At 41.7% G+C, this 22,528-nt stretch carries 23 protein-coding genes; 6 read left to right on the top strand and 17 right to left on the bottom strand.

The genetic code is table 11. The features are described from left to right. On the top strand, window positions 1-576 hold the full coding sequence (locus AC5YCD_RS00855; RefSeq protein ID WP_496128232.1) for a PilZ domain-containing protein: 576 nt from the start codon (window positions 1-3) through the stop codon (window positions 574-576). Here the strand turns inward: AC5YCD_RS00855 and AC5YCD_RS00850 are convergent. Then, window positions 556-1,467 carry a DMT family transporter gene (locus tag AC5YCD_RS00850; protein ID WP_496128231.1) on the bottom strand — a complete coding sequence of 304 codons (912 nt, stop codon included), beginning with the start codon at window positions 1,465-1,467 and terminating at the stop codon, window positions 556-558. The two genes, AC5YCD_RS00855 and AC5YCD_RS00850, sit on opposite strands and share 21 nt — an antisense overlap. After that, a complete protein-coding gene (locus tag AC5YCD_RS00845; RefSeq protein WP_168401668.1) occupies window positions 1,467-1,937 on the bottom strand; it encodes a YaiI/YqxD family protein in 471 nt (156 codons plus the stop codon). The genes AC5YCD_RS00850 and AC5YCD_RS00845 overlap by 1 nt, the downstream gene beginning before the upstream one ends. Window positions 1,938-2,164: 227 nt before the next feature. Here AC5YCD_RS00845 and AC5YCD_RS00840 point away from each other — a divergent pair, with 227 nt between their 5' ends. After that, window positions 2,165-3,094, top strand: coding sequence for a hypothetical protein (locus AC5YCD_RS00840; RefSeq protein ID WP_496128230.1), 930 nt, complete (start codon window positions 2,165-2,167; stop codon window positions 3,092-3,094). A gap of 40 nt (window positions 3,095-3,134) precedes the next feature. On the opposite strand, the gene serC is transcribed toward AC5YCD_RS00840, so the two are convergent. The 8 genes from serC to AC5YCD_RS00800 form a co-directional block, all read right to left on the bottom strand. Next, a complete protein-coding gene (gene serC / locus AC5YCD_RS00835; protein ID WP_496128229.1) occupies window positions 3,135-4,217 on the bottom strand; it encodes a 3-phosphoserine/phosphohydroxythreonine transaminase in 1,083 nt (360 codons plus the stop codon). 169 nt (window positions 4,218-4,386) lie between these two features. Continuing rightward, a complete protein-coding gene (locus AC5YCD_RS00830; RefSeq protein ID WP_496128228.1) occupies window positions 4,387-4,854 on the bottom strand; it encodes a hypothetical protein in 468 nt (155 codons plus the stop codon). A 43-nt stretch (window positions 4,855-4,897) separates the two neighbouring features. Then, window positions 4,898-5,245 carry a hypothetical protein gene (locus AC5YCD_RS00825; protein ID WP_496128227.1) on the bottom strand — a complete coding sequence of 116 codons (348 nt, stop codon included), beginning with the start codon at window positions 5,243-5,245 and terminating at the stop codon, window positions 4,898-4,900. 126 nt (window positions 5,246-5,371) lie between these two features. Further along, window positions 5,372-5,773 carry a DUF3887 domain-containing protein gene (locus AC5YCD_RS00820; RefSeq protein ID WP_496128226.1) on the bottom strand — a complete coding sequence of 134 codons (402 nt, stop codon included), beginning with the start codon at window positions 5,771-5,773 and terminating at the stop codon, window positions 5,372-5,374. 62 nt (window positions 5,774-5,835) lie between these two features. Then, the gene (gene gyrA, locus AC5YCD_RS00815; protein WP_496128225.1) at window positions 5,836-8,772 is read right to left on the bottom strand and encodes a DNA gyrase subunit A; all 2,937 of its coding nucleotides are present in this window, start codon (window positions 8,770-8,772) and stop codon (window positions 5,836-5,838) included. 307 nt (window positions 8,773-9,079) lie between these two features. Next, window positions 9,080-10,012 carry an FAD-binding protein gene (locus tag AC5YCD_RS00810; RefSeq protein WP_496128224.1) on the bottom strand — a complete coding sequence of 311 codons (933 nt, stop codon included), beginning with the start codon at window positions 10,010-10,012 and terminating at the stop codon, window positions 9,080-9,082. A 15-nt stretch (window positions 10,013-10,027) separates the two neighbouring features. Continuing rightward, on the bottom strand, window positions 10,028-10,777 hold the full coding sequence (locus AC5YCD_RS00805; protein ID WP_496128223.1) for an electron transfer flavoprotein subunit beta/FixA family protein: 750 nt from the start codon (window positions 10,775-10,777) through the stop codon (window positions 10,028-10,030). Between the two features lie 449 nt (window positions 10,778-11,226). Next, window positions 11,227-11,832 carry a LysE family translocator gene (locus AC5YCD_RS00800; protein WP_496128222.1) on the bottom strand — a complete coding sequence of 202 codons (606 nt, stop codon included), beginning with the start codon at window positions 11,830-11,832 and terminating at the stop codon, window positions 11,227-11,229. A gap of 112 nt (window positions 11,833-11,944) precedes the next feature. On the opposite strand from AC5YCD_RS00800, the gene AC5YCD_RS00795 reads away from it, so the two are divergent. Continuing rightward, window positions 11,945-12,433, top strand: coding sequence for an Lrp/AsnC family transcriptional regulator (locus tag AC5YCD_RS00795; RefSeq protein ID WP_122899692.1), 489 nt, complete (start codon window positions 11,945-11,947; stop codon window positions 12,431-12,433). 40 nt (window positions 12,434-12,473) lie between these two features. Here the strand turns inward: AC5YCD_RS00795 and AC5YCD_RS00790 are convergent, their stop codons facing one another. From AC5YCD_RS00790 to AC5YCD_RS00765, 6 genes are all read right to left on the bottom strand, one after another. Then, entirely contained in the window at window positions 12,474-12,842 is a 369-nt protein-coding gene (locus tag AC5YCD_RS00790) for a hypothetical protein (RefSeq protein ID WP_496128221.1), read from the bottom strand. Window positions 12,843-12,974: 132 nt separating this feature from the next. Next, window positions 12,975-13,895 carry a tyrosine recombinase XerC gene (locus AC5YCD_RS00785; protein ID WP_496128220.1) on the bottom strand — a complete coding sequence of 307 codons (921 nt, stop codon included), beginning with the start codon at window positions 13,893-13,895 and terminating at the stop codon, window positions 12,975-12,977. Window positions 13,896-13,941: 46 nt separating this feature from the next. Further along, window positions 13,942-14,787: a diaminopimelate epimerase gene (dapF, locus tag AC5YCD_RS00780; RefSeq protein WP_496128219.1), complete on the bottom strand. Its 846-nt coding sequence runs from the start codon at window positions 14,785-14,787 to the stop codon at window positions 13,942-13,944. A 13-nt stretch (window positions 14,788-14,800) separates the two neighbouring features. After that, window positions 14,801-16,045, bottom strand: a complete 1,245-nt coding sequence (gene lysA, locus AC5YCD_RS00775; protein ID WP_496128218.1) for a diaminopimelate decarboxylase — start codon at window positions 16,043-16,045, stop codon at window positions 14,801-14,803. 42 nt (window positions 16,046-16,087) lie between these two features. After that, window positions 16,088-16,261, bottom strand: coding sequence for an LPS translocon maturation chaperone LptM (lptM, locus tag AC5YCD_RS00770; protein ID WP_496128217.1), 174 nt, complete (start codon window positions 16,259-16,261; stop codon window positions 16,088-16,090). A gap of 119 nt (window positions 16,262-16,380) precedes the next feature. After that, window positions 16,381-17,781 carry an amino acid permease gene (locus AC5YCD_RS00765; RefSeq protein WP_496128216.1) on the bottom strand — a complete coding sequence of 467 codons (1,401 nt, stop codon included), beginning with the start codon at window positions 17,779-17,781 and terminating at the stop codon, window positions 16,381-16,383. 297 nt (window positions 17,782-18,078) lie between these two features. Between AC5YCD_RS00765 and AC5YCD_RS00760 the strand changes: the two genes are divergently transcribed. Further along, window positions 18,079-19,425 carry an alanine/glycine:cation symporter family protein gene (locus tag AC5YCD_RS00760; protein ID WP_496128215.1) on the top strand — a complete coding sequence of 449 codons (1,347 nt, stop codon included), beginning with the start codon at window positions 18,079-18,081 and terminating at the stop codon, window positions 19,423-19,425. Window positions 19,426-19,475: 50 nt separating this feature from the next. Here the strand turns inward: AC5YCD_RS00760 and AC5YCD_RS00755 are convergent, their stop codons facing one another. Beyond that, entirely contained in the window at window positions 19,476-19,847 is a 372-nt protein-coding gene (locus tag AC5YCD_RS00755; RefSeq protein WP_496128214.1) for a hypothetical protein, read from the bottom strand. 161 nt (window positions 19,848-20,008) lie between these two features. On the opposite strand from AC5YCD_RS00755, the gene radA reads away from it, so the two are divergent. Further along, complete coding sequence (gene radA / locus AC5YCD_RS00750) at window positions 20,009-21,403, top strand: DNA repair protein RadA (protein ID WP_496128213.1); 1,395 nt, start codon at window positions 20,009-20,011, stop codon at window positions 21,401-21,403. 113 nt (window positions 21,404-21,516) lie between these two features. Further along, window positions 21,517-22,524, top strand: coding sequence for a Tim44 domain-containing protein (locus AC5YCD_RS00745; RefSeq protein WP_496128212.1), 1,008 nt, complete (start codon window positions 21,517-21,519; stop codon window positions 22,522-22,524). Window positions 22,525-22,528: the final 4 nt, after the last annotated feature.

Raw genomic sequence — 22,528 nt, 5'->3', positions numbered from 1 at the left:
ATGGAAAATATTCAGCCTCAACACGAGCGCACTGAGCGTCGCGTGATGTCTCGTATTGATGCCGCTTTAAGAATAAATTATCAGTTAATTTCTGAAGCTGCTGCCTTAGCTGATCCCTATGCTGCCAATTTCATTTTACCGCGTTACTTTTTACTGCAAGCCGAATTGGATCAGTTTGATCATGCTTTGACATTTGAGCTGAGTAAATTAACTGAAAAAGATCAACAAATTGCTAAAATCTTATCCTTATTCAATCAAAAATTAAACTTATTTACAGGCGCATTATACGATTCTATTGTACAAAGCATGTTACCTAGCCCTGAGCGAGTCAATTTTTCTGAAACAGGCTTAAGCTTTTATAGCCGTGAAGAAATTAGCAAAGGTAGCTATTTGCATGTCACATTAAGTCATGCTGAGAATGTTTTTCATATTGCCGCCAGCGTGCAAGTGATCTATAGCCAATTGCAAGCCGATGGACAATATCGTAATGGTGCCTATTTTGTGACTATTTCAGCGCAAGATCGAGCTAAACTTGCTGAATGTATTGAAAAAAATTTAGCCGATTTTTCGTTGTAAATTACGACTGGTTTTAAAATCACGATAGAAATATACCGCTAAACCGAACAGTAATACTCCAGCACCAACAAACACCATCAAAGAGAGTTTTTCTTGATTCAGCCATGCACCCAAAAAAATAGCCAACATCGGCGTCATGACCGTGGTTAAGGATAAGGTGGTGGCTTTAATATTTTTCACCAATTTAAAGTAGCAAAACATGGCAATTAAAGATGCCATAATCACGGTATAGAGCAAGGCTCCAATACTCTTTAGGCTTGGCATAGCAGTTGGTGCATATTGCCAAATAAACGGCAAGATACATAAGGCCATGAGGGTCGAAACTAAAATCGAACCTGTGGCCTGTGCCACTGGGGCAACATGCATGGCATTGACTTTTTTGACCCAAAAAATCGAAGCCGCATAGCTCAAGACACTTATCAGCATTAAGGCAATACCAATGGGATGAACATGCTGATTTTCACCTGCAAAGCAAATTAAACTTAAGCCAAATAAGGCAATCAACATCCCAAGCCATTGCATGAGATGCAGTTTTTGCTTAAAAAAGCTCAGTCCAATCAGACCTGCCATAATCGGTGCTAGACCAAACATCAGCGCAATCAGACCTGAACTTAAATAGGCGGTTGCCATATAAGTAAAAAATTGCGAACCAATCAAACTAAAAGCACCGGCTAAATAACTATGCAGCGCGACTTTATTGAGAGGAAAATTTTGCCTAAGAACCAGCATTAATACAGCGGCTAAAGGTAAAGCAATAAAAAAGCGTAACACCAATGCCCATAACGGATGTAGATCATCCACACTCCAAACAATCGCTAAAGGCGTGGTCGACCAAATAAATACCAATAAGGCATAGGTCAAGATTAAATTGCTTTTGCTTAAATTGGCCATTACTGCGCGGTCTTACGTTTTTGCTTAAAAATGGTTTGATCTAGGCTATTGGAAAATTCACGCTTATCACGCTCGGATAAAGGCGGTGGTCCACCAGTTTGTACGCCTGCACCACGTAAGGTTTCCATAAAATCACGTAAATGTAGGCGCGCTTTAACATTGGCCTCAGTATAAATTTCACCGCGTGGATGGATCGCAATTCCACCTTTTTCAATCACTTGTGCCGCAAGTGGAATATCTTGAGTCATGACAATGTCATGTTGTTTCATACGCTCAATAATTTCTTTATCGGCTTGGTCGGCACCGCTCATCACTTGAATGGAATTAATTCGTAGTGACGGACGAATGCCGACATTTTGGTTGGCCACAAAGGTCACTTCAAGCTGATGACGGTCTGAGGCACGCATAATCACATCACGTAAAATTTTAGGTAATGCATCTGCGTCAACCCACAATTTAAATGGCAGCACTGCCGCATCCTAAATTTAAAAACTCAAAGCTTAGTGTAGCAAAATTGTGGCGGTCGCGCTGAGCTAAGCTAAGCTTAAACCAGATTTTAAGAGGCAATGTTTTAGAATATCTGTACAGTAATACGCTAGGCGTTTGTATTTATTTGCCTAAATTTGAGGCATGTCCCTTGAAAAAATTAAATCATCCTCGATTAAATAACTAACCCACTCAAAGTTCTATTGTGCATATGAAAAATCAAAATAGACCAGAAATGATCACCATTGAAGATCAAAACTTTGGCAGCCATGTTGAGCATTGGAATTTACTTACCGAAAATCCAAGCAGCGATGTGCCCAAATGGATGGGGCTTGCGCTGGATGCGCCTGTGATGCCGATGGGTCTATGCACGCAAGAGTGTGATATGGATACCAATACTTGGCTGATTCAAGGCCCAAAACAATCGCATATTTTGATCAATCAAGTGATTGATGTCGAAAATAATCGTCCCAAAAAAGTTAAAACTGCCTTTCCTAGTTTTACAAGCCCATATAAAGTGCAAGCACAAGTCGAACGCATTATTACCTGTAAAACCAATACTCAAGCGGTATTACGTTTAAACTTGGGCAATAACAATATTGTCTATGCCTTTGATAGTTTATATAGCGTCAATCATCATTGTTATGACGCAAAGCAGCCGTATATTGCCGAACTGAATGCTTGGGCCTATGAATTAGAAGCTGTTGGTGAACATGAACAATTGGTGGTGGATGACCCTGCCTCAATTAAACATCACCGCGCGTTAAATGATATTTTAGCGGCCAATGATGGTGTTGCGCCTGCGGACTTACATCAACAAATTCAAGCATGGCAACCTAAATCTGAAGAAGATAAGGAACCTGTTACGGTTGATTTCTCTAAGATGGTCGCCTACTTGTATGGTGAAACCTTAGGTCAAGAAGATGAAGCATGGTTCCAAGGTCAAGTGGTAGGTAAAACCAGCATGCAATTTATGCAGCAAGATTACACGCTTTATGACGTCACTCTATTACGTGAAGATAATTCTGAAGCGACTTTAATTCGCATTGCCACGCGTGATCCGCAATACAGCAAGTTTAATGTGGGTCAATATATTCGCGGTAATATTTGGCTACAAGTCAATATTCAGCAATCTGCATAAAAAAAGCCCAAGTTTAACTTGGGCTTTTTGACTTTAAGGCTTAAGCATTGCGTTTAGCAAAGTCATCCATAAAGTTAACTAAAGCTTGTACACCTTCAAGTGGTACAGCATTATAAATGCTGGCACGCATACCGCCCACTGAACGGTGACCTGCGAGATTTAATAAATTGTTTGCTTCAGCTTCAGCCAAGAACTGTTTTTCAAGCTCAGGTTTTGCCAAAGTAAACGGTACGTTCATAATCGAACGATATTCTTTGGCAATTGGATTGGCATAGAAATCGCTAGCATCGATATAGCCATACAGTAATTCAGCTTTGGCTAAATTTACCTTATGGATTGCCTCTACGCCACCTTGCTCAAGTAACCATTCAAACACCAAGCCTGATAAATACCACGCATAAGTAGAGGGTGTATTCACCATTGAATCATTTTTGGCTTGTGCTGAGTATTTTAAAATGCTTGGGATGCTCTCTACAGCTTGATCAAGTAGATCATCACGAATAATGACTAAGGTTAAACCTGCAGGGCCAATATTCTTTTGCGCACCAGCATAAATTAAACCAAACTTAGATACATCAATCGGTGCCGATAAAATGCTTGATGATAAATCGGCAACCAATGGTTTATCCGTTTCAGGAATGTTTTTAAACTGAAGACCACCAATGGTTTCATTATCCGCATAATGTACATATGCTGCATCAGCAGATAAGTTCCAAGTATCTTGCTCAGAAATCGCTAACTTGCCAGCGCTGTCTTTAATGCCTGCTTCAATGACGTTAATGTCGCCATAACGTTTCGCTTCTTTAAGCGCTTTTTCTGACCAAATACCAGTATGGATATAATCAGCTTTGCTGTTTTTACCTAACAAGTTTAAAGGAATCGCTGAGAATTGTAGCGATGCACCACCTTGTAAAAACAAAACTTTGTAGTTTTCAGGAATATTCATGAGCTTACGCAAGTCTGCTTCAGCTTTGGCTGCTACCGCAACATAGTCTGCACTACGGTGGCTCATTTCCATAATGGATAAGCCTTTGCCTTGCCAATCCAACATTTCAGCTTGAGCTTTTTCTAAAACGGCAGTGGGTAATGCAGCAGGGCCAGCACAGAAATTGTACGCGCGCATGATTTTTCCTTGTCAATGTGAAACACAATAGAAATGGCATTTAAGCATATCTTGTGCACTCTTGCATAAAATTATTTCAATCTAATTTTTCAAATACAGTTAAAAAATCAATATAGATTCAAGAGATAATTTGAATAAAAAAGAGATAAGTTTATTTGCATGGATTATCTTAATGCTTTTCAGTGACAATTTTTTCACAATAGCGGCGTAACATCTGACTATAAAATCGCCATGCACCATAGAGTAAAATTAACATTAAAAGTTCAGCAAAAAATAAGCCTGTACAGTCTTCGCCTAGATAAGATCGACCTGTGAGGCGACCTAGTCCAAAACTCATGGCTATATCTAATAGGCTCAGCGTCAAAGCCCATCGCGCAAAACGCGCATATGAACGCTGTAAATCTTGATGACCTTTATCAGCTGTGTTTTTATACAACAGTGCACAACAAAAATGTGCCGTCAGAGCTAATCCCGCAATACTCAATGCCTGATAGAACACATCCGTATGAGGAATCTCCCAGTAACGAATGCCTTTACCAATCATCGAAGCTCCCACCATAATACAGCTAAAAATTGCGATGGTGATGATGATCAATTTGATCCAAAATAAAGATTGCTGCTGCGGTCGCTGATTCATATAAATGAGGCTATTTTATAATAAGAAACGAGATGAGATGTATTCATGGCAGATTAGAATGCTTATTTTTGTGGATATGACGCAGTATGAAATATCGTAGCCCCCAATATCCTACACACATCACTACACTTAAAATGATGCTGGACAGGTGCCACTGCGTTGATACTTTAGAATCAACAATATAATCGCCCGTACATAAATCTGCCACGACAACCAAAATTGCATAAGGCCATAACATGACAATAGGTTCGGGCTGCTGCCGCATGCGCTTAGCATATAGGCCAAACCCCAAACTTAAACTGAATAAACTTAAAGCTAATTTACCCAATGCTGTCATCGCAATGCCTAGTTGGACAAGCGCATAAAATCCCAGATAGTTTAAACTGACCATACATAACAATGCCAAACATACGGCGCAAGCTTGTCGTATAGGCAACTGAATCAGCATAAAAAAGGTCAAATCACAAAAGTATTTGACCTTATCATCTTTGTAAATGACACGCAAATGCTGCTGTATTTATTCACCAAACACTTGAATATTAATATTGGTAATTTTTTCGCTGCCACTAGGTTTGTCAAAACTGACATCGTATTGCACTAAGTTTTTTGGATAGGCAATTTCATAACTGACTTTATATTCACCTGCATTTGGCATGCTTTTGCTCATAATTTTCTTATATTTTATTGTCTCTTTAGGAATTGAGCTGGCAAATTTCTTTAACAGTTTTGGATTTTCTGTAAAATGTGCTTGTAGTTTAGGGTCTAAATGCTGTACAAATTTTTCAAAATCACGTTGGCTTAAATCTTGATAAGCGGCTTCGGCAGCTTGGGCTTGCGCTGGGCTTGGATCAGCTAAATCTTGTTGTCCACAACCCGCTAAAGCCAATACAGCACCACATGCCAATAATTGAGTTTTCATCGGTTTATCCTAAAAAATTAAAGAAAAAAGGACGCCGAAGCGCCCTTTTTTAAAGTCAAAGCTTAGTCTTGAGTCACATCTTGTGATACGTCAGTCATTGACATCTCTGTATCAGCAACGATTTCAATTTCATCTTCTTCGACAGCTTCAATAGCTTCAACGCCCACTAAGGTTTCGTCTTCTGCTAAGCGAATCAGACGTACACCTTGAGCATTACGACCCGTTTGCGCAATTTCAGAAGCGCGCGTACGAACTAAAGTACCACCATCAGAAATTAACATCAGTTCTTTGCTGATATCAATCGCAACCGCACCGACCAATTCACCATTACGCTCTGAGGTCTTAATGGCAATCACGCCCTTACCACCACGTTTTTTGGTTGGGAAATCATCTACTGGGGTACGTTTACCATAGCCATTGGCAGAAGCACACAGCACTTCACCGGTTTCAGGCACCACGACTAAAGATACAATACGACTAATGAATGCGCTTTCGCTGTCTTCATCATCATGGTCGAGCTCTTCTTCAACGTCTTCTACAGCTGCGCCAATGGTCACACGCATGCCGCGTACACCTTTGGCCGAACGACCCATGGCACGTACATCAGTTTCTGCAAAACGAATCGCTTTACCTTCGTTAGAGAACAACATGATTTGCTGTTCACCATCGGTAATTGCCACACCAATTAAGGTATCTTCTTCATTGAGTTCAATAGCACGTAAACCATTTGAACGTACATTACTAAATTGATCTAACTCAACACGTTTGACCGTACCTGACGCGGTTGCCATAAACACAAAGTAGTTTTTGCGTAGGTTAATGGTTTCAGCGGCAAATTCAGCCAACAACGCATCATCAAATTCAGCCGTTTCTGCTTCAAGTTCAGTGCTGAGTTTTTTCAACACTAAACGTAATTCATCTGACAATTCATCACTGCTGTCATCAAAATTAGTTAAGGCTTGGCTTAAATCTGCAAAGTGCGTAGCAACTACAGCATTTTGCTGTAATTTGGCAGCATTATTGGCAACCAATGCTTTAAAGTCGGCAATACGAACTTTAAATTTCTTCGGTACGTCAATTACCGGTAAAATTGCAGTGATGCTTTCATTGGCTTCAAGCGGCAATAAGTTGATGATTGGACGACCTTTGGCACCACGTGAGGCTTGTGGCACTTCAAATACGCGTAAACGATAGACTTTACCCACATTGGTAAAGCACAGCACGGTTGCATGGTTTGAAGTCACAATCAAATGACGAATATAGTCATCTTCTTTCATGGAAGTTGCCGATTTACCACGACCACCACGGCGCTGCGCTTGATAATCAGACAATGGCTGAGTTTTTGCATAACCTGATTGAGAAACAGTGAGTACCACTTGTTCTTCAGGAATCAAATCTTCACGTGAGAAATCTACGCGTGATTCAACAATTTCGGTACGACGTGCATCACCATATTGTTGTAAAATCAACACTAACTCTTCACGAATCACCGTCATTAAACGACTAAAGTCATTTAAGATATCGGTTAGATCGGCAATTTGCGCCAAGATTTCAGAATATTCAGCTTGTAACTTGTCTTGTTCTAGACCCGTTAAACGGTGCAAACGTAACTCTAAAATAGCAGCAACTTGCGCTGGCGATAAGCGGTAAACATTGGCATTTAAGCCAAATGGACGCTGTGGATCTTCGCCTTCAATCTCATCAGGACGAATCGACACAGAACCTGCCGCATCAAGCAGTGCTTGTACGCCACCCGCTTGCCATTCACCCGCTTGTAACAATTCGCGTGCTTCAGCAGGATTGGCTGAGGAACGAATGGTTTCAATGATCGAGTCGATGTTGGCAAGCGCAACGGTTAAACCTTCTAAGATATGCCCACGTTCACGTGCTTTACGCAACTCGAACATGGTACGGCGTGTCACTACTTCTTGGCGGTGACGAATAAATGCCGCGATAATATCTTTTAGGTTCATCAATTTAGGCTGACCATTGTCTAGGCAAACCATATTGATGCTAAATGAGTTTTCTAATTGCGTGTTTAAGAACAGATTATTCACAATCACTTCAGCGTTTTCACCACGCTTTAAGTCGATTGCAATACGCATACCCTCTTTATCAGATTCGTCGCGTAGTTCTGAAATCCCTTCAAGTTTTTTCTCTTTTACCAGTTCCGCAATACGCTCAATAGTTTTGGCTTTATTGACCTGATAGGGAATTTCAGTAAAGACAATGGTGGTACGACCAGTTTTGGCATCTTCTTCAAAATGGTATTTACCACGAATATGCAAACGACCTTTACCAGTACGGTAGGCATCGACAATGCCCGATTTACCGTAGATGATGCCACCTGTTGGGAAATCTGGGCCTGAAATATGTTCCATTAAACCTTCAATGGAAATATTCGGGTTATCAGCATACGCAAGACAAGCATTGATGACTTCAGTCATGTTATGCGGTGCCATGTTGGTTGCCATACCTACCGCAATACCCGTTACCCCGTTAATGAGCAAATTAGGTACGCGAGTTGGCATGACTTGAGGAATACGCTCAGAGCCATCGTAGTTATCTTCCCACTCCACCGTGTCTTTTTCTAAGTCAGACAACAATTCATGGGTAAGTTTTTGCATACGCACTTCGGTATAACGCATTGCCGCAGCAGAGTCGCCATCAACCGAACCAAAGTTACCTTGGCCATCGACCAATTGGTAACGTAAGCTAAACTCTTGTGCCATACGAACAATGGTTTCGTATACAGCAGAATCACCATGCGGGTGATATTTACCGATTACATCGCCGACAACACGGGCAGATTTTTTATACGCTTTGTTATAATCATTGCCTAATTCGTGCATAGCGAATAGCACACGACGATGCACAGGCTTTAGACCATCTCGAACGTCTGGTAATGCACGAGATACAATCACACTCATAGCATAATCGAGATATGAACTCTTCAGTTCATCCTCAATGGCAATCGGTCTAATTTCCGATACGCTCATGCATACTCCTTATTCTATAAGCCCAAATTAGGCTTATATTCATCACTTAAATCTTGCAAACTTTTAGCTTAAAAACACTAAGCTAAAATCTAAAAATCAGCCGTAAATTATAGCATAAAAATGCTCTATTGCGCCGATTGTCATGCGCTTAATTTGAGTTAATTTTCTCTATTTTTTATGATCATTTTGGTGAGTTGAACTTGCATTTTTTTTTGCATTTTAAATGCTTCTCTTACCCATTTTGCTCAAGCACATGCCATAAAAAAAGCCCCTGTTTAAACAGGGGCTTTTTTTCTACTGGGTAGAATTAGATTTTAGATACTAATTCAGGCACCACAGTATTTAAGTCGCCCACTAACCAGTAGTCAGCCACTGCATTAATTGGTGCTTCTTCGTCTTTGTTGATCGCAACGATCACTTTAGACTCTTTCATACCTGCCAAGTGCTGGATTGCACCTGAAATACCCACTGCGATATATAGGTCAGGGGCAACGATTTTACCTGTTTGACCTACTTGCATATCGTTTGGTACGAAGCCTGCATCTACCGCAGCACGTGATGCACCTTGCGCTGCACCTAACTTGTCCGCTAACGGATCAAGAATAGTGTGGTAGTTTTCACCAGAACCCACACCGCGACCACCTGATACTACAATACGTGCAGCAGCAAGTTCAGGACGCTCAGATTTCACGATTTCTTCGTTGATAAAAGTAGATACGCCTGCGTCACCTTGTGATGCAACCGCTTCAACTGCTGCAGAACCACCTGTTGCAGCAACTGGATCAAACGCTGTACCACGTACCGTACCCACAACAATAGATTCAGAAGACTCTACAGTTGCAATCGCGTTACCTGCGTAAATTGGACGCTTGAAAGTATTTGCAGATTCAACAGCAATGATGTCTGTAATCATGCTCACATCAAGAAGTGCAGCAGCACGTGGTAATACATTTTTACCAGATGTCGTAGACGCTGCTAAAACGTGTGAATAACCTTGTGCAACTTGCGCTACAAGTTTCGCTACGTTTTCAGCCAATTGGTTGGCATAAGCTGCATCGTCAGCAAGTAATACTTTGCTTACGCCTGCAACTTGTGCTGCTTGGTCTGCAACCGCTTGCGCGCCTGAACCTGCAACCAATACTGTGATATCACCACCGATTTTTTGTGCTGCAGCAACAACGTTTAAAGTCGCAGCGTTTAACGCTTTGTTGTCGTGTTCAGCAATAACTAAAATAGCCATGAGTTCAGTCCTGCCTTAGATCACTTTCGCTTCGTTTTTAAGTTTTTCTACAAGCTCATCTACAGACTTCACTTGTACGCCCGCTTTACGTTCTGCTGGTGCTTCAACTTTCACTGTTTTAAGTTTAGTGGTTGCTGTTACGCCATAATCTGCAGGAGACTTAGTTTCAAGCGGTTTTTTACGCGCTTTCATGATGTTTGGTAGTGCCGCATAACGTGGCTCATTCAAACGTAAGTCAGTTGTGATAATTGCAGGTAAGCTTAATTCAACAGTTTGTAAACCACCGTCGATTTCACGCGTCACTTGCACTTTAGCACCATCTACTTTGACTTCTGAAGCAAAAGTACCTTGACCTGCGTCAAGCAATGCACCAAGCATCTGACCCACTTGGTTTGAGTCATCATCAATGGCTTGTTTACCTAAAAGGATCAATTCTGGTTGTTCAGCTGCAACCACACCTTTTAAGATTTTTGCCACTTCTAATGCACCAAGGTCATCAGCAGTTTCAACCAAAATACCACGGTCTGCACCAAGCGCCATTGCTGAACGAATTTGTTCTTGCGCTTCTTTAGGACCCACTGAAACCACGATGATTTCAGAAACTGTTCCCTTTTCTTTTAGACGAACCGCTTCTTCCACTGCGATTTCACAGAACGGGTTAATGGACATTTTAACGTTAGTAAGGTCAACCCCACTGTTGTCCGGTTTAACACGAACTTTAACGTTGGCATCTACCACACGTTTTACTGCAACAAGAGCCTTCATGTAATCCTCGGCTGTTTTAGCAAATTAAATATTGAAAAAAGTTAAAAACTTTTCACTTAAAATTTTTTAGGTGCCCTATCTTGCAATGCACACGGCATTTCGGTCAAGCATCATTTAAGTAAAGCTGAATAAAAAGATGCTTTTTTTACTGAACGATGCGTTCATGTTTTTTTTAACTGGATAAATTGACAGCATCTTGTGCAATTTTTGTTATTTTTTAATATTTGATTTATATTATTTTTTTCGCTGATTTTAAACATCAGCTGTGCTTATTAAAAAAAATATAGCTTTTAAAAGCCTAGACCAAAGACTAAATTTTAGGCAAAAAATATAAAACTGATGCGTAAAAATTGGATGCTTTTTAGTCAATTTACTGGCTTTTTATTTTGCCAAGCCCTCAGAATTTGCCATAAAAAAGCATGCTGTATAGAGCATGCTTTTGAAAGCTGTTAGTTGATAATCAACCATGTGGCAGCCAGCGCCAATAAACCACCTGAACCCGCATCAATCCATTTTTGTTTACGTGCATCGATTTGGGTGTTTTGACTCAGCTTGGCAAAGATTAAACTTAAACTGCAATACACCACAAAAATTAAGCCAATAAAGATCAACGATAAAATCAGACCTTGCGTTACAGTGTTGGCAGATTGATCAATAAACTGCGGTAAAATCGCAAAATAAATCAACATGCCTTTAGGATTTAACAGCGCGGTAAAAAAGCCTTTTTTAATCGGGCTCGCTACAGCTTTATTTTCAATGCGTAAATTTTTATTTTGGAACACTGATTTGATTAAGCTAAAGGATAAATATAAAAGATAGGCAATCCCTAACCAGCGAATACTTTCAAATAAAATCGGGAAAGATACAATAATTGCAGCAATACCAAGCGCCACTAAAATAGAGTGTACCAAGTAGCCGCAACACACCCCAACCGTTGCCATCATGCCCGCTTTTGCATCTTTACCCAGCACTTGTGACAAGATAAACAGCATATCTGGTCCAGGTGTAAAAATTAAAGGGATTACCGTTAAGGCAAATAATGCAAATACAGACATGTCCTTCTTCCTATCTGTTTTTAGAAAACACAAATAGTATCTGTGAATTACTACAAAATAGGATTGCAATTATTCTATAATAAGACTTATTTTTCGAATTTTCTTCTATTTTATGAAGCTTTCTCCTAAACATATTTCAGTAAAGTTAGATAGGATAGACAAAACTATCATTCAGGCTTTGCAAAATAACGGCCGTATTCAAAACAATGATTTAGCCCGTGAAATTGGATTGTCGCCTTCATCTTGCCTACGTCGCGTCAAACTCTTAGAAGAAGCGGGCGTGATTCAAAGTTACACCACAGTGGTTGACCCACAAAAAGTCGGGTTACAACTGATTTTATTCTCACGGATTTGGTTGGTGGGACAAGATGCCGAAACCATTGACACCTTTATTGAGGCGATGCGTGAATTACCGCAAGTCATGGAATGCTATATTATTTTAGGTGAATGCGATGCCATGCTCAAAGTGGTGGTGCCCGATTTAGAAAGTTATCGTAAGTTTCAATCGACACATTTGACCAAGAAAAATGGTATTACCAGTGTTAAAACGGATTTACCGAGTCAAATTATTAAACAGAGTTTTCAATTGCCTTTGGATTAAGTACTTGTATAAATATGCCCTCAAACCTGAGGGCATTTTTTTAAGCTTGCTTGGCCGCTAAAAAATCACGATGCACATGACTTAAATCAATCAAGTCATATTGGCTTAAATGAAAAATTTGCCACACAGCTAAGAAATCTTCTTTTAAATCAATCTCACCTTTGACCACAGGACGCGCTTGCCATTGCTGATCCGAAATCCATAAAAAGGTTTGACCAGTAATATCTATGGCTTGTGCTTTACCTTCAGCATTTAGGCCTTGTACTTGAGCAGCAGCGGGTAAGGCAGCTTCAAGTTTAGGCAGCGTAATTTCAACAAAATGTTTAATTTGACGTAAACCATAGCCTGCAAAAATTTCTTTTTGTCTTGGGCTGAGTTGTTGATATTTTTGTTCAATGTCCGCAATCATACTGCTTGCCTATACACACTTTAAATAATCTTAAATTCTGCTGCTCTTTATAGCTTAAATTGTGCTGTTTTATTATTCGACAATAGTTTAAAAAATAATCTTGACTTTAACAGAGCGACACGCAAGCACGGTTTAGTTTTTCTGTTGCTGGGCGCGTGGATGTGCTTGGTCATAGACTTGGGCCAAACGATCAAAATCCACATGGGTATAAATTTGCGTGGTGGTCAAGTTGGTGTGGCCTAACATCTCTTGCACTGCACGCAAATCACCACTATTGGAGAGTAAATGACTAGCAAAACAATGTCTTAATAAGTGCGGGTGCAAATCAATATTGACCCCGGCACGCTGTGCTTGATATTTCACTCGATTTTCAATTTGTCTGGCACCTAAACTTGTACCTCGCTGACTGACAAATACAGGCGCATGCGGGCCAAACTCAGCATTGAATTGGGTATATACTTTTAACCATGCAAATAAGCTGTCTTTGGCTTTGGTACCAAATGGCACAATACGGGTTTTATTGCCTTTACCGGTAATTCTTAATAATTGCCGATTAAAATCGAGATCTTTAATGGTGAGGTTTTGAATTTCAGCTAAACGTAAACCGCTTGAATAAAATAACTCTAATAAGGCTTTATCACGTAACCACAGCAAGGCTTGTTGGGGCTCAGTTGGCGCAGGCTGATCTAAAATTTGATTGACCGTTTCAATATCGAGCATACCCGGTAAAGCACGGGGCTGGCGTTTAATTTGAAAATCTGCCGCCGGATTATGTTGCAGATGATCGCCCTCTACCGCCCATTTCATAAATTGGCGAATCGCAGAGAGTAAGCGTTGAATGCTATTACTACTCAACTGTTGTTGTTCAATTTTTTCAGCCACATATTCACGTAAATCACTACTTTCCAAATCAGTGAGATTTAAGTTTTTTTGCGCACAGAAATCTAAAAAATCACTGACATCACGCTGATAGGCCACTAAGGTATGCGGTGATTGTTGCTGCACTTCACGTGTAGTCAGCCAAAGGCCAAGTAATGCTTTAGGATCGAACATAATGCCTCAAAAAAGTGAAGCCGGTAAATTTACCGGCTTAACACCATTAACCTTGGAAATAGCTCAGGTCAAGTCGACCTTCATAGACATTTGCAGTTGGACCGGTCATCCATACCACATCGCCTTCTTGCCATTCAATCAGCAGCTTACCGCCAGCCAGTTCGATTTCTACCGAATTGCCCAGTAAACCACGGCGCATGCCTGAAACAGCTGCCGCACAAGCCCCCGTACCACAGGCTAAGGTTTCACCCACACCGCGTTCAAAGACGCGTAAGCGAGCAGATTTTTCGTTAATAATCTGCATAAAACCAGCATTGACTCGTTGTGGGAAACGCGCATGTGATTCTACTTGTGGTCCTAAACCGGCCACATCAGCAGTCAGCACATCATTCACAATCGTCACTGCATGCGGATTGCCCATATTCACCACATCAATCGTGAGGTGTTCTTGATTGGCTACTTCAAGTTCATACAAAGGCGCAGCAGCATCGGCCATAAATGGGATCTGTTCTGGTAAGAATTTAGGATAACCCATGTTCACCCGCACCCAGCCATTGGCACCGAGTTCTGGTTCGACAATACCTGCTTTGGTTTGTACTTTGATTTTGGTTTTGTTGGTCAGTTGACGCTCATGCACAAAACGTGCAAAACAACGTACCCCATTACCACACTGCTCAACCTCAGAACCATCGGCATTAAAAATGCGATATTTAAAGTCGACGTTAGGTAAATCAGGTGGCTCGACTACAAGCAACTGATCAAAACCAATGCCAAAGTGACGATCAGCCAGACGCTGAATGGTGAGCGTATCTAAATAAGCGCGCTGGCTAATTAAATCCACCACCATAAAGTCATTGCCTAGACCATGCATTTTGGTAAATTCTAATAACATCTTGTTTTATCCTTTAAGGCAACAGACGTTCACGTTCCCAAAGCGATTCAATCGTTTCACGCTCACGAATCACATAGGCATTTTCGCCATCCACCATCACTTCTGCAGCACGGCCACGGCTGTTGTAGTTTGAGCTCATCACAAAGCCATATGCACCCGCACCCATAACGGCTAACACATCATTTTCTTGAATGGCAAGCTCACGCTGTTTACCTAAGAAGTCACCGGTTTCACAAATGGCACCTACGACATCCCATTCTTGAGTCTCGACGTCAGTACGTGGGCAAACCGCTTGAATATCCATCCACGCCTCATATAAAGCCGGACGAATTAAGTCATTCATCGCTGCATCAATAATGGCAAAGTTACGGTGTTGTGTCGGTTTAAGTAAATCAACTTTAGTCAGTAACACACCGGCATTGGCAGAAATACTACGCCCAGGTTCCATATACACTTTAAGGCCCAATTTTTCTAAAGCTGGACGTAAAGCGTTGGCATATTCAGTGACGGTAGGTGGTACTTCATCTTTATAGGTTACGCCTAAACCACCACCAATATCGATGTGTTTAAGAGTAATCCCCATGTCTTTAAGTGTGTCGATCATGACAATCACACGATCTAGCGCATCGACAAAAGGCTGCGTTTCTGTAAGCTGTGAACCAATATGACAGTCAATTCCCACAATCTCTAAATGCGGTAATGAGGCTGCATAAGCATAGGTATCAAAGACGCTGTCTGATGGAATACCAAATTTATTTTCTTTTAAACCGGTTGAAATGTACGGATGGGTTTTTGCATCGACATCTGGATTGACACGCAATGAGATCGGTGCTTTTTTGCCTAAACGTGCTGCTACTTTTTCAATTCGGTCCAGCTCGGCATAAGATTCAACGTTAAAGCAAGCAATCCCGACGTCCAAGGCTTTTTCAATATCGGCTTCTGATTTACCCAAACCAGAGAAGACGATTTTACTTGGCTCACCGCCTGCTTTCAGGACACGTGCCAATTCGCCACCTGTCACAATGTCAAAACCTGCACCTTGCTTGGCCAATACATTGAGTACAGCAAGATTCGAGTTTGATTTCACCGCAAAACAGATCTGATGATCGATAAACTCAAAAGCACGATCCATATCTGCATAATGTTTTTCAAAGGTTGCCTTTGAATATACATATAACGGTGTACCATGTTGTTCAGCCAATGCTTGTAATGAACATTGCTCGGCGTGCAACACCCCATCAATACGGGTAAAACTCATGAATCTATCCTTTTTCAATATACGCTAAGGTGTAGCGGCAAATTATTGCGGCGCTACAGGTTGTGACTGCTCGGTAGGTTGCGCTGGGTAAAGCAAATATTTGGCACGGTGGTCGTAGTCAGGATCGCTTGGCAGTTGCAAAGCACCCGTTTGACCACAGGCAGATAAAGCAAGACTTAAGCAACACACACTTAAGACACAAAAGGCTTTCAACATCACGATTATCTCTAGATAATTTTGATGCAGTATAACGCGATCATTTCGCTGACCCAAGAGATTAACCATAGATAAAAAAAAACGCCAGCACTCGCTGACGTTTTTTTAATTCAAATTAATTATTTGTTTTTGGGCTTATAAAAACCAAAATAACCTAAAGCCAAGATCACCAGCCATATCGGACTGACCAATAGCGCTTGACGGGTATCTTCTTCTAAAGCCAACACCACAATCATACTGAGGAAGAATAAAATCACCACTGCACACGTGAACAAGCCACCTGGCAATTTAAAACGAGATTTGGCATGTAGCTCAGGACGTGTTTTGTAATACACGATATAGCTCCACATGATAATAATCCACACACAGATAAATAAAATCGTAGAGAGCGTTGTGGCTAAAGTAAAGGCACGTACCGTATCTGGCACAAAGTATTGTAATGCTGCACCAAGTAATAAACATACCGCTGAGAAATACAATGCATTGGCAGGCACAGCACGTTTATTCAGTTTAGCAAATGATTGTGGCGCTTGTTCTTCACGCGACAAACCAAACAGCATACGCGAAGTGGAAAACACCCCACTGTTCATCGATGACATGACCGATGACAACACCACCAAGTTCATAATAATTGCCGCAGCTGCAATGCCTGCTTGGCTAAACAAGTTGACGAATGGCGAGATATTCGGATCAATTTGATTCCAAGGAGTCACTGACATCACCACCAGCAACGCCAACACATAGAAAATAATGATACGAATTGGAATAGAGTTGACCGCTTTAGGTAAATTCTTTTCAGGGTCTTTGGTTTCCGCAGCCGTGGTTCCCACTAATTCCACCCCAACAAAAGCAAAGATGGCAATTTGGAAACCGGCCAAAAAGCCCATTGCCCCAGTTGGGAATAAGCCACCATGTGACCAAATATGGCTAAATGATGCCACATGACCAGTATCTGAGGTAAATCCAGTAAAGATCATCCATAGACCGACCCCAATTAATACCACAATGGCAATAATCTTAATGAGGGCAAACCAAAATTCTAATTCACCAAACAGTTTAACCGTGACTAAGTTTAAACCCATGATAAAAATAATCGCGGCAACACTAATCATCACCCCCTCAAATGGAGTAAAGGGTAAACCATGATTAAAGAACTGCAGGTAGTAAATGATAGCGGATAAATCAGCGATCCCGATGGTGATCCAGCATAGCCAATAGGTCCAACCGACAAAATAGCCGGCCCAAGGCCCAATCAAATCCGTTGAAAAGTCGATAAATGATTTGTAGTTGAGGTTTGATAGCAATAGCTCGCCCAAGGCGCGCATCACTAAAAACACCATAAAACCAATAATCATATAAATGACGACAATAGAGGGTCCAGCAAGGCTAATCGTTTTGCCTGAGCCCATAAACAAACCTGTACCAATGGCACCGCCAATTGCGATCAACTGTAAATGACGATTGGACAAGCTTCGTTGTAATTCGCCCGAATTTGGCGAATTGTGTTGTTGATTTGACATTATTTTCAATTCATCTTCGATGTCCATCGCGACAAATTAGCTTAAAAGTGCTAAAAAACAAAAAAAAATATCGCATCATCTATATTTTCTACAGATTTTATCAAATTCATTTATTTTTCTTATGCTCAAAATCAATAAGTTAAGCATCAGCAGAAAAATGCACGCAATAGTCACCGTCTGCTTGAAAAATGTGCAGTTTTATGTGAAGAATGTTGGCTTGACTAAAATTAAAACAGAGCACAAGCATGGCATATCACTTGCATGCTGTTGATCCTAAACACAACAAGAAGAGAACGTATGCAGTTACAGAGTTTGATGGAAACCCTTAGCGGCTGGGTTTGGGGTCCTTATATGCTCGTCCTGATTGTCGGGACAGGTATATTTTTGACCTTCCGCTTACTATTTTGGCAATTTCGCATGTTGCCTTTGGCTTTTAAACAAGTCTTTGGCAAACATCCACAGCATAAAGATGGCGATATTTCACAGTTCGCCTCCTTAATGACCGCCCTGTCTGCCACCATTGGTACAGGGAATATTGCAGGGGTCGCAACCGCCTGTGTTTTAGGTGGGCCAGGGGCCGTTTTTTGGATGTGGATGACCGCACTTTTTGGCATGGCGACCAAATATGGTGAAGGTGTGCTGGCAGTCAAATATCGGATTAAAAACGAAAAAGGCGAAATGTCAGGTGGCCCGATGTATTACATTGAACGCGGCTTAAAATGGAAATGGTTGGCACTGATTTTTGCCCTATTTGGCACCTTAGCTTCGTTTGGGATTGGCAGTTCAGTGCAATCCAATACCGTGGCCCTTGCCGTCGAAAATAGCTTAGGCATTGACACCTGGATCACCGGCATCATCATCACAGTTTTTTCAGCTTTAGTGATTTTAGGCGGAATTAAAACCATTTCCAAAGCATCATCAGTGATTGTACCCATTATGGCCATTGGTTATGTCTTGGGAGGTTTAGTTATTATTTTTAATAATCTTGAATTGGTAATCCCTGCCTTAAAGATGATTGTAACCTATGCTTTTACTGGTGAAGCGGCACTCGGCGGTGCAGTCGGTGCTGCGATTCGTTATGGTGTGGCGCGTGGGGTCTTTTCCAATGAGGCAGGTATGGGTTCAGCCCCAATTGCAGCTGCAGCAGCGAAAACCGATCACCCTGCCCGTCAAGGTTTAGTCTCTATGACCGGTACTTTTATTGATACTATTATTGTCTGCTCAATTACCGGTATTGTATTGGTGATGGGCTTTATCATAGCGGGCAATAGTTTTGGTGAGCAAACGGGTGCGGTACTCACCATTAGCGTGTTTGACAAACTATTACCAGGTGTTGGCGGTTGGGTGGTCACTTTTGGTATTATTTTCTTTGCATATTCGACCATTTTAGGTTGGAGCTATTATGGCGAAAAATGTGCCACTTATTTATTGGGTGAAAAATTCGTACTGCCCTATCGCATTATTTATATTGCCTCAGTTTTTATTGGTTGCGTAGCCACCCTTGATTTAGTCTGGTTATTTGCTGACACCTTTAATGGTTTAATGGCAGTACCTAACTTAATTGCCCTATTGCTGTTGTCTGGGGTCATTGCCAAAGAATCCAAAGATTTTATCGCACGGCGTAAATCCGGCGAATTGTACTAAAATAAAAAGCCACGTTTAACGTGGCTTTTTTTATTGTGGCTTGAAAGGACTTATTGTAAGCGTGTGGTCATGGCAACTGCACGATCCGCCATCAGTTCAAGTGCCGTTTCTAAAGACAAGACAAAGAAATACACGCCTTCGAGTTTCATATTACCATCATCATCTTCTAAATACTCGCACAGCTCACGATATAGCGCATCATCTTCATCAACAGCGAGGTCAATGTAAGTATGCTGTAATTCATGATCATTTAGGCTTTCTTCTTCTAAACCTAAACAATCTGTATAGGCAATTTCGTGGTCTTCTAGCCATGCCAAGACAATTTCATTGATTGGACTGTCTGGATCTTCAAAATGAAGAAACAATACATCACGGTTTTTTTCACGCGCAATGGCATCAATATAAGGAATTGGTTGTGACATGCACGATTTCACTTTTATAAATACAATATCGCATTATACGAAGCAAATGCTGACGGTTGTATTTTTTTAGCTAAATAAAGCGACAAAGTGTGTCGTAAAAATTTGGGATTTAAGCACAGCCTCGCTATGCTTGAGCAGTCTATGGAGTGTTGTGCAAAATTATGGCCAAAGCAAAAAGTGTGTATCGCTGTGAACAATGTGGCGCAGATCATCCCAAATGGTCAGGTCAATGCAGTGAATGTGGAGAATGGAATAGTTTAGTTGAAGTGAGTGTGGCCCCTGTGGTGACACACCGAGCTGCCAGCAAAAGCAGCGGCGGGGGGTATGCAGGTCAAGCTGCCACCATTACTACACTCAATCAAGTTTCTGTATCACGCGAAACGCGTTTACATACTGGCATTGGTGAATTTGACCGCGTTTTAGGCGGCGGTTTAGTTACAGGCTCTGTGGTGTTAATTGGCGGTGATCCGGGGATTGGTAAATCAACCATTTTGTTACAAACCGCAACCCATATGGCTTCACAAGACAGTGCAGCACTTTATGTGACGGGTGAGGAATCTTTATCGCAAGTCGCACTACGCGCACAGCGCCTAGAACTCCCTACTGAACATTTAAAAGTCATGGCCGAAACTTGTGTGGAACGCATTTGTGAAGTGCTGGCGCAGCAGCGCCCTGCTGTGGCTATTCTAGATTCGATTCAAACTTTATATACCGAAAGCTTACAATCTGCCCCAGGTGGCGTATCGCAAATTCGTGAATCAGCTGCCATTTTAACCCGTTATGCTAAAAACAGCGGCACAGCCTTATTTATTGTTGGTCATGTCACCAAAGAAGGTTCTTTGGCAGGCCCACGCGTTTTAGAACACATGGTCGACTGCGTGTTGTATTTTGAAGGTCAGTCAGACTCACGCTATCGTATGATTCGTGCGGTCAAAAACCGTTTTGGTGCGGTCAATGAACTGGGCGTATTTGGCATGACCGATAAAGGCTTACGCGAAGTGGCCAATCCATCTGCCATTTTTTTAAGCCGTTATGATGAAGCAATTCCCGGTTCAATTGTCATGATCAGCCGTGAAGGCACACGCCCATTGTTGGTAGAAGTACAAGCCTTGGTCGATGACGCGCATGGTCAACCGCGCCGCGTGGCACTCGGTTTAGAGCAAAACCGCTTAAATATGCTGCTTGCAGTGATGCATCGTCATGGTGGAGTGCAAACCTCAGGTCAAGATGTTTACGTGAATGTGGTGGGCGGCTTAAAAATCACCGAAACAGGTTCCGATTTGGCTGTGCTACTGGCCTGCGCCTCAAGCTTACGAGGTAAAGCGCTGCCACAACAATTGGCAGTATTTGGAGAAGTCGGTTTATCAGGTGAAATCCGCCCTGTTCCAAATGGGCAAGAACGTTTAAAAGAAGCCATCAAACATGGTTTTAAATATATTATTTTGCCGCGTGGTAATGCACCACAAAAAGACATTAATGGCGTCACCATCGTCAGTGTGGCGCGTTTACACGAGGCATTATCAGAAGCAATGCGTTTGAGTGAAGAATTAACCTAAAGGCTTTGTATGTAAATCCTGCAAGATGCAAAAAAATATATTTTTATTGTTGAAATTGTCTAGAAATGACGGCATAAATACAGGGTAAAATTTTATTTTTTAAGGATACTTTGATGGAAGTTCGACAGCGTAGTTTGATTACAGGTATTTTAGCTGCTGCTCTTTTGGTTGCACCAATGGCAGAAGCGAAACGTGCTGGTAGTGGTAAAAGTCATGGTATGAGCCGTCAAGCTGCACCTACTCAATCGTATCAACAGCCGCGTCAAGCCACCCCTGCTCAACAACCTGTCGCACCTGCTACTGCTCCAGTACAACAAAAATCTGGTCCGGGTGTTGGTGGTATGGTTGCAGCTGGTGTTGCCGGTGCAGCGATTGGTGCTGTAGCAGCCAATGCTTTAGCAGACGATAAACCAGCATCACAAGCACAAGCAGCTTCTGAAGTTGCCCCAGTTGAAGAAGAAAAAGGCGGTATTCCAGGTTGGATTTGGATCTTACTCGCTGCTGCCGTTGCTTTCTTCTTGTTCCGTAAAATGGGCGCAAAAAAAAAAGTAGCTTCTAATCCATACGCACCAAACAATGGCGCCAATAATGCGCCATTTGGTCAAGTGCCACCTGCTGCATCAAATGATAACTCAAATATCTTTGGTCAAAATGTAGGTGGTTCTACACCAAGCAACAATGCCCCATTTGGTCAAGCACCGCAACAAGCGCCAGCGTTTGGCACAGCCTATACCAATAGTGGCAACCAATTACCAGATGGTACAGAACCTGCTGCCTTCTTACGTATTGCACGTCAACGCTTTAACCATATTCAGTCGATGAATACTGCCAGCAATATTGGCGAAATTCAGCGTTATTTAACCCCTGATCTGTATCAGTCAATGTATCAAGACATTATGGCCAATCAAGATCAAGACGTTGCTGAGTTCTCGAACTTAAATGCCATGGTGGTTGAATCGACCACTGAAAATGGTCAATACATTGTCAGCGTACGCTTTACAGGTACAGTCAGCGAAGACTTAAACAGCTTGCCACAACCATTTACTGAAATTTGGCACTTTGTTAAACCTGCAGGTTCTAACCAAGATTGGTTAGTAGCAGGCATTCAACAAGAAAGCTAAGTTT

This window comes from Acinetobacter sp. CY05 (assembly GCF_059515805.1).
Note: the sequence above shows the minus strand (reverse complement) of the source record. Positions and strands in the feature narration are given on the sequence as shown.